Annotated in this window: 14 protein-coding genes; 4 read left to right on the top strand and 10 right to left on the bottom strand. The window is 46.1% G+C overall.

Going from position 1 to position 17,267, the window contains the following annotated elements; translation table 11 throughout:
* Positions 1-12: 12 nt before the first annotated feature.
* Together WMO28_RS07605 and gap are read right to left on the bottom strand one after the other, a co-directional pair.
* Positions 13-1,209, bottom strand: a complete 1,197-nt coding sequence (locus tag WMO28_RS07605) for a phosphoglycerate kinase (protein ID WP_349056581.1) — start codon at positions 1,207-1,209, stop codon at positions 13-15.
* Positions 1,210-1,398: 189 nt separating this feature from the next.
* Complete coding sequence (gap, locus tag WMO28_RS07600; protein WP_349056580.1) at positions 1,399-2,418, bottom strand: type I glyceraldehyde-3-phosphate dehydrogenase; 1,020 nt, start codon at positions 2,416-2,418, stop codon at positions 1,399-1,401.
* 293 nt (positions 2,419-2,711) lie between these two features.
* On the opposite strand from gap, the gene WMO28_RS07595 reads away from it, so the two are divergent.
* Both WMO28_RS07595 and WMO28_RS07590 read left to right on the top strand, forming a co-directional pair.
* A complete protein-coding gene (locus WMO28_RS07595) occupies positions 2,712-3,530 on the top strand; it encodes a histidinol-phosphatase HisJ family protein (protein ID WP_178644283.1) in 819 nt (272 codons plus the stop codon).
* A gap of 55 nt (positions 3,531-3,585) precedes the next feature.
* Positions 3,586-5,688 carry an alpha-amylase family glycosyl hydrolase gene (locus tag WMO28_RS07590; protein WP_349056578.1) on the top strand — a complete coding sequence of 701 codons (2,103 nt, stop codon included), beginning with the start codon at positions 3,586-3,588 and terminating at the stop codon, positions 5,686-5,688.
* Positions 5,689-5,822: 134 nt separating this feature from the next.
* Here the strand turns inward: WMO28_RS07590 and WMO28_RS07585 are convergent, their stop codons facing one another.
* The 4 genes from WMO28_RS07585 to WMO28_RS07570 all read right to left on the bottom strand — a co-directional run bounded on the left by WMO28_RS07585 (position 5,823) and on the right by WMO28_RS07570 (position 10,559).
* Positions 5,823-8,354 carry a cation-translocating P-type ATPase gene (locus WMO28_RS07585; RefSeq protein WP_349056577.1) on the bottom strand — a complete coding sequence of 844 codons (2,532 nt, stop codon included), beginning with the start codon at positions 8,352-8,354 and terminating at the stop codon, positions 5,823-5,825.
* Between the two features lie 88 nt (positions 8,355-8,442).
* Positions 8,443-8,889, bottom strand: a complete 447-nt coding sequence (gene nifU / locus WMO28_RS07580; protein ID WP_349056576.1) for a Fe-S cluster assembly scaffold protein NifU — start codon at positions 8,887-8,889, stop codon at positions 8,443-8,445.
* 28 nt (positions 8,890-8,917) lie between these two features.
* Entirely contained in the window at positions 8,918-10,105 is a 1,188-nt protein-coding gene (nifS, locus tag WMO28_RS07575; protein ID WP_349056575.1) for a cysteine desulfurase NifS, read from the bottom strand.
* 25 nt (positions 10,106-10,130) lie between these two features.
* Positions 10,131-10,559 (bottom strand): RrF2 family transcriptional regulator, encoded by a 429-nt coding sequence (locus WMO28_RS07570; protein WP_119239594.1) that lies wholly within the window; start codon positions 10,557-10,559, stop codon positions 10,131-10,133.
* A 122-nt stretch (positions 10,560-10,681) separates the two neighbouring features.
* Here WMO28_RS07570 and WMO28_RS07565 point away from each other — a divergent pair, with 122 nt between their 5' ends.
* Both WMO28_RS07565 and WMO28_RS07560 read left to right on the top strand, forming a co-directional pair.
* The gene (locus WMO28_RS07565) at positions 10,682-12,022 is read left to right on the top strand and encodes an oligosaccharide flippase family protein (RefSeq protein ID WP_349056574.1); all 1,341 of its coding nucleotides are present in this window, start codon (positions 10,682-10,684) and stop codon (positions 12,020-12,022) included.
* Positions 12,023-12,102: 80 nt separating this feature from the next.
* On the top strand, positions 12,103-13,134 hold the full coding sequence (locus WMO28_RS07560) for a 3-deoxy-7-phosphoheptulonate synthase (RefSeq protein WP_178643306.1): 1,032 nt from the start codon (positions 12,103-12,105) through the stop codon (positions 13,132-13,134).
* 81 nt (positions 13,135-13,215) lie between these two features.
* Here the strand turns inward: WMO28_RS07560 and xerD are convergent, their stop codons facing one another.
* The 4 genes from xerD to WMO28_RS07540 form a co-directional block, all read right to left on the bottom strand.
* Positions 13,216-14,100: a site-specific tyrosine recombinase XerD gene (gene xerD, locus WMO28_RS07555; protein ID WP_178643308.1), complete on the bottom strand. Its 885-nt coding sequence runs from the start codon at positions 14,098-14,100 to the stop codon at positions 13,216-13,218.
* 206 nt (positions 14,101-14,306) lie between these two features.
* A complete protein-coding gene (locus WMO28_RS07550; protein WP_178643310.1) occupies positions 14,307-14,915 on the bottom strand; it encodes a stage II sporulation protein M in 609 nt (202 codons plus the stop codon).
* Between the two features lie 162 nt (positions 14,916-15,077).
* Positions 15,078-16,637 carry a ribonuclease Y gene (gene rny / locus WMO28_RS07545; protein ID WP_349056573.1) on the bottom strand — a complete coding sequence of 520 codons (1,560 nt, stop codon included), beginning with the start codon at positions 16,635-16,637 and terminating at the stop codon, positions 15,078-15,080.
* 142 nt (positions 16,638-16,779) lie between these two features.
* Positions 16,780-17,265 carry a RecX family transcriptional regulator gene (locus WMO28_RS07540; protein ID WP_178644348.1) on the bottom strand — a complete coding sequence of 162 codons (486 nt, stop codon included), beginning with the start codon at positions 17,263-17,265 and terminating at the stop codon, positions 16,780-16,782.
* Positions 17,266-17,267: the final 2 nt, after the last annotated feature.

Below are 17,267 nucleotides of genomic sequence, written 5' to 3'. Positions count from 1 at the left end.
CTTTATTTTTTATCAGTCTTTATCGTTAGCAGCTGCTACGCCCGGGAGCTCTTTGCCCTCAAGGAACTCAAGAGATGCACCGCCACCTGTGGAGATGTGTGTCATCTTGTCGCCATATCCAAGGATATTTACTGCTGCTGCGGAATCACCGCCACCGATGATTGTTGTTGCATCTGTCTCAGCAAGAGCTTTTGCAACTGCCTCTGTACCATGTGCAAAGTTCGGCATCTCGAAGCATCCCATCGGTCCGTTCCATACAACTGTCTTAGCATCTTTAACAGCGTCTGCAAAGATCTTCTCTGTCTCTGTTCCGATGTCCATTCCTTCCCATCCGTCCGGAATTTCACCACGTTTAACGATCTGGATGTTGCAGTCGTTGGAGAAGTCATCACCGATTCTGTTATCTACAGGAAGAAGAAGCTTAACGCCTTTCTCCTCTGCTTTCTTCATCATGTCAAGTGCATACTGAAGATAGTCATCCTCGCAGAGAGATTTTCCGATATGTCCGCCCATAGCTTTGGAGAATGTGTAAGACATACCACCACCGATGATCAGAGTATCTACCTTGTCAAGAAGGTTGTTAATAACAGAGATCTTGCTGGAAACCTTAGCACCGCCAAGGATTGCAACAAACGGTCTCTCCGGATTGTTTACAGCGTTTCCAAGGAAATCAATCTCTTTCTGCATCAGATATCCTACAACTGCTGTCTTCACATATTTGGTAACACCTACGTTGGAGCAGTGAGCTCTGTGAGCGGTTCCGAATGCATCGTTTACGAATACATCGCAAAGAGAAGCAAGGTCTTCGCTGAACTTATCTTCATTCTTTGTCTCTTCTGCACGGTAACGTGTATTCTCAAGAAGAACTACATCGCCATCCTTCATCTCAGCTACAGCAGCTTTTGCGTTTGGTCCTACTACCTCAGGATCTGCTGCAAATTTCACTTCCTGTCCAAGAAGCTCAGAAAGACGAACAGCTACAGGTGCAAGAGAAAGCTCCGGTTTCGGCTCTCCCTTCGGTTTTCCGAGGTGGGAACAAAGAATAACTTTTCCACCGTCTGCGATCAGTTTCTTGATTGTAGGAAGAGCTGCTACAAGACGGTTCTCGTCTGTGATCTTTCCATCCTGAAGCGGAACGTTGAAATCACATCTTACAAGTACTCTCTGGCCTTTTACATTGATATCGTCAACACTTTTTTTGTTCAGCATTTCTATATCTCCTTAAAATTTATTCCTGCCATATGGCAGTTCATAAGGGCGAGCGGTATTGTTGTCCACTCTGTTAACAGTTCTGTTCCGGAAGACATTTTTCTGTGTGGTCTTCTGGAAAAAAAGGGCCCGGTCCTCTACAGACCGGACCCTTTCTGAGTCTATTCTTCTACACTCGTTCGCTGAAAATTAAGCGTTCAGAAGGCTTCCGAAATGCTTGATTGTACGAACCATCTGGCTTGTGTAGGAGTTCTCGTTGTCATACCAGGAAACTACCTGAACCTCTGTTGTGCCGTTCTCAAGTGGAAGTACCATTGTCTGAGTAGCATCGAAGAGGGAACCAAATCTCATACCAACGATATCGCTGGATACGATCTCATCCTCGTTGTATCCGAAGGACTCGTTAGAAGCTGCTTTCATAGCTGCGTTGATCTGCTCTTTTGTAACATTTCCTTCAACTACTGCTGTAAGGATTGTTGTAGAACCTGTTGGGGTAGGAACACGCTGTGCAGAACCGATAAGTTTGCCGTTAAGCTCTGGGATAACAAGTCCGATAGCTTTAGCAGCACCTGTGCTGTTCGGAACGATATTAACTGCAGCTGCACGGGATCTTCTCAGATCGCCTTTTCTCTGCGGTCCGTCAAGTGTCATCTGATCGCCTGTGTAAGCATGGATTGTGCACATGATACCGGATTTGATCGGTGCAAGATCGTTAAGAGCCTTAGCCATTGGTGCAAGGCAGTTTGTTGTACAGGAAGCTGCGGAGATGATCTTGTCCTCGTTTGTAAGACCCTGATGGTTTACGTTGTAAACGATTGTCTTAAGGTCGTTTCCAGCCGGAGCGGAAATAACTACGTGCTTAGCACCTGCATCGATATGAGCCTGAGCTTTGTCTTTGGATGTGTAGAAACCTGTGCACTCAAGAACTACGTCTACACCGATCTCTCCCCATGGAAGCTCTGCAGCGTTAGCCTTAGCATAGATTTTGATCTCTTTTCCGTCTACTGTGATGGAATCCTCTCCTGCTTTAACTGTATCAGCAAGAGCATATCTTCCCTGTGTAGAATCATATTTTAATAAGTGAGCAAGCATTTTAGGAGATGTAAGATCGTTGATTGCTACGATCTCGAATCCCTCTGCTCCAAACATCTGACGGAATGCAAGACGACCGATACGTCCAAAACCATTAATTGCAACTTTTACTGCCATGATAAATTCCTCCTATGAATTGAATGGTGATTAAATCGTTCCTTTGTTAAAGAAACATCAACCTGTTTCATATTGTACCTAATTCCAAACAAAAATTCAAGAGCTATTTATAAAAAAGCATATCAAAATAAATATTAAGAAAATTCCTGGAAAATGTGCTATAATTCTGTGATAGAAAGTTCTGTCCTGTAAATATGGAAATACAGCCGGACAGAAACCAACTGTACCACTGCTGTTACAGGTACAGCCTCACAATCGAAAAACACAGATGTTATAAATTACGGAGGTACAACATGGACCAGAAAATTTTATGGGACTGCCATATGCACTCCTCTTTTTCCGCAGATTCCGATACTCCTATGGAGGATATGATCCAGACTGCATCAGACCTTTGTCTTGAGGGAATCTGTTTTACCGAGCATCTTGACCCGGATTATCCAAAAACACCGGAAGGACTTGATTTTTCTCTGGATATTCCGGCATACCGCAGTCGCCTTGATGAGCTTAAAGAAGCTTTTAATGATCAGATCTCTGTGAATTTCGGAATCGAGCTGGGACTTCAGCCTCATCTAGCCGGAACTTTTTCGGAGCTTCTGAAAGAGGTTCCTTTTGATTTCGTTATCGGATCTTCCCATCTGGTGCACGGATATGATCCTTACTATCCTGATTTTTTTGAAGGACGCCGGGAATCCGAATGTTACATGGAATATTTTGAATCCATCCTGGAAAACATCGCTGCTTTTGATGAAATGGATGTGTACGGACATATTGACTACGTAGTACGTTATGGTCCTAACCAGAACCGCCAGTATTCCTACGGACGTTACAAGGAGATTCTGGATGAAATTCTCCGTACACTGATCCGTAAAAATATCGGCATTGAGCTGAACACCGGCGGTTATCATTACGGACTTGGCGAACCTAACCCCTGTGTAAACGTTATCCGACGCTATCATGAACTGGGCGGTGAAATCATCACCATCGGCGCCGATGCACACACTCCGGATAAGATCGGCTACGCCTTTGACAAGGCAGCTGACGTTCTAAGAGAATGTGGTTTTTCCTATTATACTGTATTCCAGAACCGCCAGCCGGTTTTTCATAAGCTTTAGATTTAATTTTTCACAACCGATACTAATCACTTAATTTAAGGAGGAAATATTTATCATGGCAAAAAAAAGACTCCAGAAGAAAAAAGCAACCATGCAGGCAAAACAGACGAGCCAGCAGAAAAAAGCTCCCGTTGCTGCAGGCGATGTTAAAAAAATTGAAACTGCGAAAGTAGAACCAAAGAAAGTTACAACTACTAAGACGGAACCTATTAAGGTCGAGACTTCTAAAACAGAGCCGATTAAAGTTGAAACTTCCAAGACGGAGCCAGTCAAAGTCGAAACCTCTAAGACGGAACCGATCAAGGTTGAGACTTCTAAAACGGAGCCGATCAAAGTCGAGACCTCTAAAACTGAACCAATTAAAGTCGAAACCTCTAAAACTGAACCAATTAAAGTCGAGACCTCTAAAACTGAACCAATTAAAGTCGAGACCTTTAAAACTGAACCAATTAAAGTCGAGACCTCTAAAACTGAACCAATTAAAGTCGAGACCTCTAAAACTGAACCAATTAAAGTCGAAACCTCCAAGGAAGACACCGCTTATGATGCCCTCTACAAAAAGCGTCTGAACCACTACTACAACGATCTGAAATGGCTCTACTGCGAGCTGTTCCGTGACCATCCGGAAGTCGCCGGAACTTTCACCAGCCTTACAAAAAAAATGAAAGAAATCTACAGCGAACGTTCTCTTTCCCTGAAAGCTGCCGACCTGATCTGTGCAGAAGATCCGGACTGGTTCCGCAAAACTACCTTTACGGGAATGGCTGTCAATCCGGCAGACTTTGCAGGTACCCTGGCCGGACTGTCCGATAAACTGGACTATATCAGCGAATGTAACGCAGACACCCTGTACCTCACCGATCTTTTCCAGGCGACCTCCAACTGTGCGCTTCGCATCATCCCTGAAATCGGAAGCTCTGATGACCTGCACGCACTTGCTGTAAACTGCCGGAAAGCGAATATCCGCCTTGCAGTTGAGATTCCTTTAAGTCTCTCTGTGGATGATCCCCAGTCCGGTATTCCATGCGTACTTCAGACACCGGCATATTTCAATGCCATGCTCCTTCAGATTCTGGAGCTCGCAAACGAAGGCACAACCGTTTTCAGCCTCGGTGTCCTTCCAATGCTGAACACCGAAGATCTCTGGAAGCTTCACTCCCTGCTTCGCATGACACGTATGGTCTGCGAGATCGTATGCCCCGGAATTCTTCTCCTTGGTGAGACAGACCGCACACCTAGTGAAGCTGCTGCATTTGGTGGAACCGCTGATATGCCGGAACTCCACATTGTAAACAGCACACAGCTGATGTCCGATATCTGGCACACCGTTGCCACAAAGGATGCTTCTCTCCTTCGCCACGGAATCGACAAAACGGCTGATCTTTCCCAGGCACCGGTATTCCAGAACTACCTCCGCAACCGTAACACCGTACGCTGGAATCTGGACTACGATTTCCTGAAAAACAGCTTCATCACAGAGGGACCGCACAGAGATTATCTGAATGAATTCCTCGCAGGACTTTTCCCGGCTTCCTTTGCAAGGGGCGAAATCTACGAAAATCCGGAAACACAGGAAGCAGAGCTCTGCGGTACAACTGCATCTCTTGCAGGAATCGAACGTTTTGACTACGAAGGCAATGCAGATGGTGTCAGCCGCGGAATCCGCTACGATGTAACCCTTCATGCTCTCCTTCTTTCCCTCCCGGGAATCCCGGTACTTCGAAGCGGAGACGAGATCGGACAGCTCAATGACTACACCTACAAAACCGATCCGTCCAAAGCAGCTGATCCACGCTGGCTCCACAACGGCCACTTCAACTGGACGCTGGCCCGGAACCGTGCTGACGCCGAGACCATCCAGGGACGCATTTTCAACAGTCTGGAGCAGCTGGAAGCCATCCGGAACAGTCACTCCGCATTCGCCCCTGAAATCCCGGCCCACACCCTGGAAACCTGGGACAAAGCTCTGCTCGCACTCGTAAAAGAAACTGAGCAGGAAAAACTGATCTGCCTCTACAACTTCAGCGACCAGGACAAAGTCGCCTGGATCAACGAACAGGACGGCACCTACGAAAACCTCCTCACCGGAGTCCAGCAGGACGCCCAGGCCGTAGAGCTGGAAGCATTCAGCTTCACCTGGCTTCTCCGCATCAAATAAACGCCTCAAAAAAGAAGCAGACCCAAACAGTCTGCTTCTTTTTGAATGCCCAAGCCCTCCCAAATCACAGCCGTTCACTCACCAAAAGAAGAAAAGGCACTGTTTTTCAACAGCACCTCTTCCAATCATCTTATCTACTTTCTCAGTTTATCAATAAATGTAGCAAATTTTCCCTGCTCTCCCTTATCCAGCGACCGGTCATAGATATTCCGGATCCACGCCGTAATCACATCAATAAGGATCGGAGAAAACGTCATAAGCAGGAATACCAGAATGATCATACCAAACTCCAGCGATCCCAGTGTCAGAAGATTCTGCAAAACAACCGCAGCACCGAAAAAGATCACCTGCATACTGTAAATGATCACCTTACGATACCTGTTAAGCGGCGCATAGACCGTCTTCAGTGCCGCCATATAATTCCAGCCTGTAACCAGCACACAGGCTGTATTCAGCATGGCATTTGAGTGATAAACATTCTGACATACCAGCATTACCGTAAATACACAGCCCGTGATCGCCACGGCAGCCGGAAACGCATTCATAAACACATGACGCAAAAATGTATGGTCGATCTTATCATAATTATTCTCCTGAGCCAGCAGGAAGGTAGGAATACCAACCGCACACGCACTGATCAGAGACATCTGTATCGGCTCAAACGGATATGCATCCCCGAAAAAGATCGTGATCAGTGACAACAGCACCGAAAAGATCGTCTTGATCAGGAACATGGACGCCGCCATCCGGATATTATTTACAACACGGCGGCCCTGGTTCACGATCTCCGGCATCGCCGCAAAATTCGAGTCCAGAAGAACCACATTGGCAATGTTCTTGGCAGCATCACTGCCCTCAGCCATGGCAATACTGCAATCCGCCTCCTTAAGAGCCAGAACATCATTCACACCATCACCAGTCATGGCAACGGTATGACCTTGCGCCTGCAGAGCCTTCACCATTGCCTGCTTCTGCTGCGGGGTCACACGTCCGAAAACGCTGTACTTCGCAACTGCTGCATCCATCTCCTCCTGGGTAGTTATGGTCGTGGCATCTACATATTGTTCCGCATTCTTAAGACCGGCACGCTTCGCAATAGCGGAAACCGTCACAGGATCATCACCGGAGATCACTTTCAGATCCACACCCTGACTCTCGAAATATGCCAGCGTATCCGGTGCCTCCGCACGGATCACATCCGTCAGAAGTAAAAGCCCGATCGGTTCCAGTCCCTCCGGAAGTTCCGTCCCCTCATTCACCTTATCACTGTGTGCAAGAACCAGGACACGAAGACCATCACTGGCAAAGCCTCCACAGTATTCCATAAGCTCCGGATTTCCCTCCGGGAAAAGAAACTGTGCGGCCCCCATCAGATACGTACCTGCATCTTCAAAAGCCGCTCCACTGTATTTCCTGTCGGAAGAAAACGGAATCGCATGATCCAGTGTCAGATCCTGTCCAACCGGAAATCTTGCACGCAGGGCATCCGCCGTAGCATTCTGATCCTTCAGAACAGCAAGAAGATTTCCCATGATGTGCTCGATCTCACGGATCTCCGGGGTGACTTCCTGAACATTTTTTTCGTTCACCGGAGATGGTGCCGCCTGTTCTGAAAGCACCTCGCTTCCGTCCTCCCTGGAAATCGCATCAGCTGCATCCAGCTTTTCGGAATCCTGTTCTGCTGTTTGCAGTGTTTCTTCTGCCGGCTTCTCATCTGCATTTCCTGTGGGCGGATAGCTCTCCACAGCCTCCACACACATGGTTCCCTCTGTGATAGTTCCTGTCTTATCCAGACAAAGCGTATCCACACGTGCCAGAGTCTCAATACAATAGAGCTCCTGCACAAGCGTTTTCTTCTGTGCAAGCTTCAGGGCTCCAAGTGTCAGGGCAACACTGGTCAGCAGTACCAGTCCCTCCGGTATCATACCCAGAACCGCTGCAACCATACTGACTACAGAATCCCGGATATTATCTCCCACAAAATAATACTGTTTATAAAAAAGCACCGCACCAAGAGGTACGATAATAATACTGATCACCTTAAGGATCGCATTCAGAGAATTCCGAAGTTCTGAATTATGGCGCTTGAATTCCTTCGCCTCACTGGTGATCCTGGAAGCATAATTCTCACTTCCCACATGAATAACCTGACAACAGGCCTGCCCGGCCGTCACAAAGCTTCCTGAAAAAAGCTCATCTCCCAGATTCTTCGGAAGATTATCCGCTTCACCTGTAAGAAGCGACTCATTAACTTCCAGATTACCTTCCAGAATCTTCGCATCCGCCGGTACCTGTTCACCGGCTTTCAGAAAGATCAGATCATCCACCACTAACTTTTCTGTAGATATTTTCCATTTTTTTCCTTCGCGCAGGACTACAGTCTTGGCTTCTGTCAGGATCGCCAGCTTGTCGATCGTCTTCTTCGCACGGATCTCCTGAATGATTCCAATAACCGTATTAATAAAAATGATTCCTACAAACATGGAATTCTTGTAGGAACCAACCAGCAGTACGAGAACCAGCAGCACCAGGTTCAGAAAGTTGAAGAATGTCAGTGTATTCTCCAAGATGATCTGTTTATATGTCCTGGTGTTGGGGTTTTCGTTATTATTTACCTGGCCCTGTGCAATTCTCTCCTGAACTTCTTCGTTCGTAAGTCCTGTCATTCTCTGTACTTACCTGTCCTTTCAATGGCTTACGGTTCCGTTCGCGCGAAGCTTGCTCATGCCACGGTTATGATCTTGTAAAAGGGAATTAATATTCCTCCTCTGTATCCTCTTCTCCTTCGTGGATATCAGACTTCGGTTTGGAAAGACCCTCGATCTTAATGTGATGTTTCTCTGCGTAATCCCAGAGAGCTGCATGAATTGCCTCTTCAGCAAGCAGGGAACAGTGGATTTTTACTGGCGGAAGTCCGTCCAGTGCCTCCATAACAGCCTTGTTGGTTACTTCCATTGCTTCCTCAATAGTTTTTCCCATTACAAGCTCTGTTGCCATGCTGCTTGTCGCAACTGCTGCACCGCATCCAAATGTTTTGAATTTGCAGTCTTTGATAATATGAGTCTTGTCATCGATATCAAGGAATATTCTCATAATATCGCCGCATTTGGCATTTCCTACAGTACCCACGCCGCTTGCATTCTCGATTTCGCCTACATTACGTGGATGCTGAAAATGATCCATTACTTTTTCACTATACATTATTTTTTCCTCCTGGCAAGTGTTTTTATTATTTTTTCTGTTTTTTCATAAAATCTTCATATAATGGAGACATACTTCTTAAGTTTGCAGTAATATCTTTCAGTTTATCTACTACAAAATCAACGTCCTCCAGAGTTGTCTCCTCGCTTAAAGTCATACGGAGAGAACCATGTGCGATCTCATGAGGAAGACCGATCGCCAGCAGAACATGTGACGGATCCAGGGAACCGGATGTACATGCAGAACCGCTGGATGCACAGATTCCGAAGTTGTCAAGCATCAGAAGAAGGGACTCACCCTCGATGAACTGAATGCTTACATTCACGTTGTTCGGAAGACGTTTTACCTTGTCTCCGTTAAGACGAACATACGGAATCTCTGTAAGGATTCTGTTGATCATATGGTCACGAAGCTCAATCTCCTTGGCTGTACGCTCTTTCATGGATTTGTTTGCACGCTCTGCTGCAAGACCATATCCTACGATACCCGGAACATTCTCTGTACCTGCACGACGTTTTCTCTCCTGTGCTCCGCCGTGTACGAAGGAACGGATCTTTACGCCTTTACGGATGTAAAGAAAGCCGATTCCTTTCGGTCCGTTGATCTTATGGCCGCTAGAGCTGAGCATATCGATATTGAATTCATCTACATTGATCGGAACCTGGCCGAATGCCTGAACAGCGTCTGTGTGGAACAGGATTCCGTGCTCACGTGCGATCTGTCCGATTTCTTTCAGCGGCTCAAGTGTACCGATCTCATTGTTTGCAGCCATAACAGAGATCAGGATCGTCTCCGGTGTGATGGCTTTCTGGAGCTCATCAAGATCAACAAAACCATTCTCATCTACATCAAGATATGTGATCTTCGCTCCGCGCTCTTTCTCAAGATACTCGCAGGTATGAAGGATCGCATGATGCTCGATCTTTGTTGTGATGATATGATTTCCTTTATTCTTATACGCTTCAAAAGTAGCTTTCAGAGCCCAGTTATCAGACTCGGAACCGCCTGCTGTGAAGTAGATCTCCTCTTTCTTGGCTCCGATCACATCTGCGATCTGCTGTCTTCCCTTGGCAATAGCTGCCTTGCTGTTTGCAGCAAAATCATAAACTGTTGATGCATTACCATAAAACTCTGTAAAATACGGCAGCATTGCTTCCACAACCTCAGGTGCGGTCTTTGTTGTTGCCGCATTATCCAGATATATCATTTTTCCCATTTTCTTTTCCTCCTGATCAGGATAATTATTTTTCGTGTATTCTCCGGCTCTCTTCGATCAGCTCACTGAGCATCAGTGTATCCACTGCATCTGTAATGCTGTCGTTGATCCTCTTCCATACCAGCTTCGCCACACAGAGATCGGATCCCTGGCAGCCTCCGTCGCCTTCTGTTCCCGGACATGAGGCAGCCTCCAGGCCACCCTCCAGAACACGAAGGATATCACCCACTGAAATCTCCTCTGCCGGTCTTCCAAGAAAATATCCTCCGGCAGCGCCACGGACACTCTTCACAAGACCCGCTTTTTTCAAAAGTGCCATCAACTGCTCCAGATAGCTGACTGATATATTCTGACGGCCCGCAATACTCTGAAGCGAGACCGCTTCTTTTTCACTGTAAAGACCAAGGTCGATCAGGGCCTTAAGTCCATATTTTGCTCTTGTTGACAGTTTCATCCGTTCACCTCTTTTTTAATTCCCAGTGTTTTCCTCGGATTTCATGTTTACTGTATCAGAAACGTTTAGTTCTGTCAAGACTAACTTATTCATATACTGAAAAAAAGCACGCAGGCGTTTCTATGTCAAAAAAAGTATTTCTGAAAGGAACTCTGATTCTTGCCTGTACCGGCCTTATCAGCCGTCTTGCAGGCTTCTTTTATAGAATATTCCTGTCTCATTCCATTGGTGCAGAAGGTATGGGACTGTACCAGCTCGCCCTTCCGATCCAGGGACTGATGGCAGCTCTTTCCTATGCCGGGATCCAGTCCGCTCTTTCACGTCTGATCTCCGCAAAGCTTACACTTCACAGGAAAAAAGACGCCCGTTTTTCCCTGATCCTTGGAACCGTTGCCGCAGTTATCCTCTCTGCCATGGCCGGATTTTTTCTCTTTGAAAATGCAGATTTTTTTGCGAAAGCAGTTCTGAAAGAGCCAAAAACCTCCGACCTTCTCCGTCTGATCGGCTTTACAGTTCCTGTCTGTGCCATCCACGCCTGCATAGACAGCTATTATTATGCCCGTAAAAAAGCCATCGTACCCGCAGCAGTTCAGCTGACGGAACAGGCAGTACGCATCGGTGCTTCCTATGTGCTTTATCTTATCTGTCTGCGGGAAAGCCGCCCGGTCACTGCTCTTATTGCAGCCGGGGGCTCTCTTGCCGGTGAGATCGCGGCATCCCTTGTTTCTCTTCTTGCCATTACTTTTTATTTTGGAAACTGTCACTTTTCAGAAACAGATGTCCGAACCTGCCGGACTTTCTCTCTTGCAAAAGAAATCTTCGGGCTTTCCTTTCCCATATCTCTGAACAGGATTCTTCTGACTCTTCTCGGAAGCATCGAAGTCGTTCTGATTCCGCAGATGCTTCTTCGCTTTGGCCTCACTGCATCGGATTCGCTTCAGATCTACGGAATTTTCACAGGAATGGCACTTCCGCTGATTCTTTTTCCTTCTACGCTCACAGCTTCCGCCTCTGTTATGCTCATGCCTTCTGTGGCGGAACTGGATACCCTTGGAGACCGGAAAAAAATTCAAAAGGTTATTGACCAGACTTTTTTTCTTTGCATGCTGCTTGGTTTCCTCTGTGGAGCAGCTTTTTTCCTTATGGGACCGTTTCTCGGACGTCTCCTCTTTCACAGTCCCACTGCCGGAACATACATCCGCTACATGGCTTTCGTCTGCCCTTTTCTCTACACCAATACAATGCTTGCCAGTATCCTCCACGGTCTTGGCAGACCGGGACGCTGCCTTGTACATAATATTTCCGGAATCCTGGTACGGATCTTCTTTGTCACTGCCGTGATTCCTGTAATCGGAATACGAGGCTATTTTTACGGAATTTTTCTGGGCGAGCTTCTTCTTTCTCTTCTACACGTGAAAGCGCTAAAATTTCCCTATCGACAATCCGACAATAATCGTTTATAATTAGTAATCGAAATATGACAGTTCAGCAAATACGGAACTGTCATAACAGAAAATAGGGAATCACGGAGGAATTAAGTACTATGAGCTTTGAATTCATAAAGAAGCTGCCGACTCCTGAAGAAATTCGCAATCAGTATCCACTTGATGCTGAGCTTCAGGCTCTTAAAGAGAAACGCGATGCAGAGATTCGCGATGTTTTCACTGGTAAATCTGATAAATTCCTCGCTATCATCGGACCATGCTCCGCAGATAACGAAGATGCTGTATGTGATTATCTTTTAAGACTTCGCAAGGTGCAGGAGAAGATCGAGGATAAAGTCCTCATCATCCCACGTGTTTACACAAACAAACCACGTACAACAGGCGAAGGCTACAAGGGAATGCTTCATCAACCGGATCCGGAGAAGAAGCCTAGTCTTCTTGCAGGTCTGGTTGCTATCCGTAAGATGCATATGCGCGCGATCCGTGAGAGCGGTTTTACCTGCGCTGATGAGATGCTTTACCCGGAGAACTACCGTTATCTTTCTGACCTGCTTTCCTACGTTGCAGTAGGTGCACGTTCCGTAGAGGATCAGCAGCACAGATTAACGGTCAGTGGTATGGATGTTCCGGCAGGTATGAAGAACCCGACCAGCGGTGACTATAGCGTTATGCTAAACTCTATCGTTGCTGCACAGGGTGCACACCGTTTCATTTACAGAAGCTGGGAAGTTGAGACAACCGGTAATCCGCTTTCTCATGCAATCCTTCGTGGTGCCGTAAACAAACATGGCGAGGCGATCCCGAACTACCATTACGAGGATCTTCGTCTCCTCTATGATAAATACCACGCTAAAAACCTTGCCAACCCGGCAGTTATCGTGGATACCAACCACTCCAACTCCAACAAGCAGTACGAGCAGCAGATCCGTATTGCAAGTGAAGTTCTCCACAGCCGTAATGTAGATTCTGAGCTTCATACTATGGTCAAGGGTCTTATGATCGAGAGCTACATCGAGCCAGGCAACCAGAAGATTGGTGGCAACCATGTTTATGGTAAGTCCATCACAGATGCCTGCCTTGGTTGGGAACAGTCCGAGCAGCTTCTCTATACTATCGCTGAGAACTGCTAAGAAGTGCCCTGACATTCTTAATCTATTTAAAAATATTTCCCGCCAGATCAGTTATCATTTTCTGACTTGGCGGGATTTTTCTTAATGGCGCGGATGCGCCTTCATATATACATCTCTCATTTTCGCCACTCCGAAATTCAGGTACACCTGTGTAGTGGAAATATCGGAATGTCCCAGCATCTCCTGCACGCTCTTTACATCAGCTCCATTCTGAAGCATATGCGCTGCAAAGGAATGACGCAGCGTGTGAGGTGTGATATCGTGCTTAATGCCAGCATCCTCCGCATAGCCCTTCAGAACCTTCCAGAAACCCTGTCTGCTCATGGATTTTCCGGAGCAGTTGGTAAAAAGATACTCTGTCTCGTTCTCTTTCACAAATTTATCCCGGGCCTCGCCGAGATATTTCTCCATTGCATCTCTGCATACATTTCCGATGGGAATGACTCTCTCCTTGCCCTCATCTCTGCATATCACGTATCCAAGCTGAAGGTTGATATCGGTAAGCTCCAGTCTCAGAAGCTCACTCACACGCATTCCTGTGGCATAAAGAAGTTCCAGCATGGCACTGTCACGGATTCCCTTGGGTGTCGTCCTGTTCGGCTGCTTTAAAAGCCTGTCTACTTCATCTACAGAAAGGATCTCCGGCATCCGCTTCTCTACCTTAGGTGGCTTCAGCTCCAGGGATGGGTCTCTCTCGATCCTGCCCTCCTGATGAAGATACTGAAATAATGCACGGATCGATGCCACATTTCTGGATATGGTAGAGAAAGCAAACTGTCCCCGTTCCATATAGCTTAAATATCCTTCCAGCTCCAGATCTCCTACATCCCTGATATCATATATCCCACGTTCCTCAAAATATGCCGCCATCTTTTTCAGATCTCTCTGATAAGACACTTCTGTATTGTGCGATGTTCTCTTTCTGTTATGTAAATATGTAATAAATTCCCGTATCTCTATTTCCATTCCCTGCATCTCGTTTCTAATAATCTAAACCCGTTTATTTTCTGTGGTAAATCTGTACTCTTTTATTACTGAATTATACTGTGAATTTTACATAAAATCAAACGGTTTTTTAGCGAAAAATCGCGCATTTTCAACACTTTCAGGCATTAACTACAAAATGTCGCGGATTTTATGGAAACCATCACTAGATATTGTGGAATTTCTTTTTAAAAAAATTTTAAACCCTTTATAATTTTTTCAACGATCCATGGATTCAGAAAGCTCTCCGCCAGAATCCCTCCGAAAAACAATGTCAGAGCCGCCATCCCCTGTCTTACGTAAAGCCCGTTTTTTGCAGGCACCAGACCATAGTTTTTCCAGATTCCAAAAGACTGCCTGTACACAAGACCTGCCAGCCAGAAATAAACAGGAACATAGATCACATACTGAGGAAACAGAAGTCCTGCTCCTGCAAGTCCCCCATAAAGTCCAAATTCCAGCACACACAAAGTAAGTATCAGACCCGTTTCCAGTCCCAGGATCAGTGTATACGTAACTGCCAAAGGCACGCCAAATACAGTAAAACCGCATAGAAACAAAAGTACCGCAAATCCTCCTCTGCGCCGCAGAACCTCCATAAGATATGCTATGCCCGAAATATCCGTTCTCGCAAAGCTCCTGATCAGATAAAAAGACGCCAGGGTTTTCTGCTTCCATTCCATTTTCCAGACAATATTCGGCAGGATCGTTCCCACCAAAAAGCCGGTGAGAAACAATATTTCTGCTGGAAATCTTCCGGCTGTCTTCCACTTTCTGTTCTCGGTCTTATTCTCCATTCACTCACCCTGTACCAGTTTACGTCCGGTAAACAGGTAATATAACTACAAATCTTCCTGACATTCTAACAGAAACATGCGCCATATAAAATCGCGAAAAAAAACCAGGCAGTAAAAACTGCCCGGCTTTCGTTATTTTTCAGTACTCACGTGATCTATGACTTACTTCGCGTAGTCAACTGCTCTGCTCTCACGGATCACATTAACCTTGATCTGTCCCGGATATTCAAGCTCTGCCTCGATCTGCTTTGCAATGTCTCTTGCAAGGAGAACCATATCAGCATCACTTACATGCTCCGGTACAACCATAACACGAATTTCTCTTCCTGCCTGAATAGCAAAAGATTTCTCTACGCCCTTGAATTCATTTGTAATGTCCTCAAGCTGTTTCAGACGATTGGTATATGTCTCCAGTGTCTCTCTTCTTGCACCAGGTCTTGCTGCGGAAATTGCATCGGCAGCCTGTACGATGCATGCGATAAGAGATTCCGGCTCCACATCACCATGATGGGACGCAACTGTGTTGATAACGATCGGAGATTCCTTATATTTCTTACAGAGATCCACACCGATCTGAATATGAGAACCTTCCACCTCATGGTCAATGGATTTACCAATGTCATGAAGAAGTCCGGCACGCTTGGCCATACGCACATCCACACCGATCTCTCCTGCAAGGAGTCCGGAAAGCTGTGCAACCTCAATTGAATGTCTCAGAGCATTCTGACCATAGCTTGAACGGAATTTCATACGTCCAAGAAGCTTCAGAAGCTCCGGATGGATTCCATGTACACCCACATCCATAGCAGCTGTCTCACCGTCTTCACGGATCTGTGCTTCCACTTCTTTCTGGGCTTTCTCAACCATCTCTTCGATTCTTGCCGGATGGATACGGCCATCCACGATAAGTTTCTCAAGAGCCACTCTGGCGATCTCTCTTCTGATCGGATCAAATGCAGAGAGAACTACTGCCTCCGGTGTATCATCAATAATAAGATCCACACCTGTAAGTGTCTCTAATGTACGGATGTTACGGCCTTCACGACCGATGATCCTTCCCTTCATTTCATCACTTGGAAGCTGCACCACAGAAATTGTTGTCTCGGATACATGATCTACTGCACATTTCTGAATTGCATTGACTACATATTCCTTGGCTTTCTTGGATGCCTCTTCCTTGGCTCTGTTCTCAAGCTCCTTGTAGAGTCTTGCAACATCAACCTTTACGTCATCTTCTACAGATTTCAGTAATTCTTCTTTTGCCTGTTCGGAGGTAAGACCTGAAACTCGTTCCAGTTCCTGTACTCCTTTTTCCTCAAGTTCATTTACTCGTTTTTCTTTTTCTTGTAACTCGTTAAATTTCGCTGTACATTCCAGCTCACGCTTCTCCACTGCATTCGCTTTCTTATCAACAGATTCCTCTTTTGATAATACTCGTTTCTCATATCTCTGCAGCTCGTTTCTCCGTTCCTTGGTTTCCCTTTCCAGTTCATTTTTAGTTCGCAGAGATTCTTCCTTTACCTCAAGTAAAGCTTCACGTTTCTTCGTCTCTGCTGCTTTCAATGCTTCATCAAGAATGTTCCTTGCCTTATCCTCTGCTGTACCTATGACTTCCGCATCCTTGCGTACTTTCTTGTCAACAGCAACCTTGCAAGTAACAGGAACTGCAATAAGTAGCGTGACTACCACAGCGACAATTACACCAATGATCGTGCTTGCCACAGGAGCACCTCCTTATTTAGTTTTCATTGTACAAATACAACAATACAAGTTTAGCTGTTTTTCACATTTATGTCAAGTTTTTCTCATGAAAAAGCAGATTTTGGTCTTTTCCTTTAAAATACCTCCGGCAGCGAAAGTTTCTTCATATATCGTGTTTCACACGGATATTCATCTCTTCCAGAGTTCGGGAAATGTCCTCATATTTAAACGCCCTTCTTCCAAGGTAGCCATACAATCTTCGCATCTGCCCCTCATCAAGCTCTGTATCCGGCTGGTATTTCTTCTCAATGGTCTTACGGAGAACTGCCCTCTCATCCGGTGCAAGAAGCTCTTCCATCTCCTCCCAGGCTTCCAGTGCAGTCTGACGGTCCACACCCTTCATCTGCAGCTCTGTCAGGATCTTCTGGCGGCTCCTGGATTCTATGCGGAATGAAATATAGGTTCTTGCATAACGGGCATCATTGATATAGCCGTAGGATTTCACATAGGCTATGGCATCCTCCACTGCTTCCGGAGAAAATTCGGCCTGACGGAGCTTGTCCGTCAGGCCTTTCTCTGTGCGGTCCATATGTTCCAGAAGACGCATAGCTTTTTTTCTTGCACGGTTTCGTTCTTCGGGATTCAACATGG

The organism is Blautia aquisgranensis, assembly GCF_040096615.1.
GTDB classification, from domain to species: Bacteria; Bacillota; Clostridia; order Lachnospirales; family Lachnospiraceae; genus Blautia_A; species Blautia_A aquisgranensis.
This window is presented reverse-complemented; position numbering and strand designations above follow the sequence as displayed.

Coding starts and splice junctions, on each gene's coding strand:
- WMO28_RS07605 (WP_349056581.1), bottom strand. CDS start 1,209: ATGCTGAACAAAAAAAGTGTTGACGATATCAATGTAAAAGGCCAGAGA.
- gap (WP_349056580.1), bottom strand. CDS start 2,418: ATGGCAGTAAAAGTTGCAATTAATGGTTTTGGACGTATCGGTCGTCTT.
- WMO28_RS07595 (WP_178644283.1), top strand. CDS start 2,712: ATGGACCAGAAAATTTTATGGGACTGCCATATGCACTCCTCTTTTTCC.
- WMO28_RS07590 (WP_349056578.1), top strand. CDS start 3,586: ATGGCAAAAAAAAGACTCCAGAAGAAAAAAGCAACCATGCAGGCAAAA.
- WMO28_RS07585 (WP_349056577.1), bottom strand. CDS start 8,354: ATGACAGGACTTACGAACGAAGAAGTTCAGGAGAGAATTGCACAGGGC.
- nifU (WP_349056576.1), bottom strand. CDS start 8,889: ATGTATAGTGAAAAAGTAATGGATCATTTTCAGCATCCACGTAATGTA.
- nifS (WP_349056575.1), bottom strand. CDS start 10,105: ATGGGAAAAATGATATATCTGGATAATGCGGCAACAACAAAGACCGCA.
- WMO28_RS07570 (WP_119239594.1), bottom strand. CDS start 10,559: ATGAAACTGTCAACAAGAGCAAAATATGGACTTAAGGCCCTGATCGAC.
- WMO28_RS07565 (WP_349056574.1), top strand. CDS start 10,682: ATGTCAAAAAAAGTATTTCTGAAAGGAACTCTGATTCTTGCCTGTACC.
- WMO28_RS07560 (WP_178643306.1), top strand. CDS start 12,103: ATGAGCTTTGAATTCATAAAGAAGCTGCCGACTCCTGAAGAAATTCGC.
- xerD (WP_178643308.1), bottom strand. CDS start 14,100: ATGGAAATAGAGATACGGGAATTTATTACATATTTACATAACAGAAAG.
- WMO28_RS07550 (WP_178643310.1), bottom strand. CDS start 14,915: ATGGAGAATAAGACCGAGAACAGAAAGTGGAAGACAGCCGGAAGATTT.
- WMO28_RS07540 (WP_178644348.1), bottom strand. CDS start 17,265: ATGTTGAATCCCGAAGAACGAAACCGTGCAAGAAAAAAAGCTATGCGT.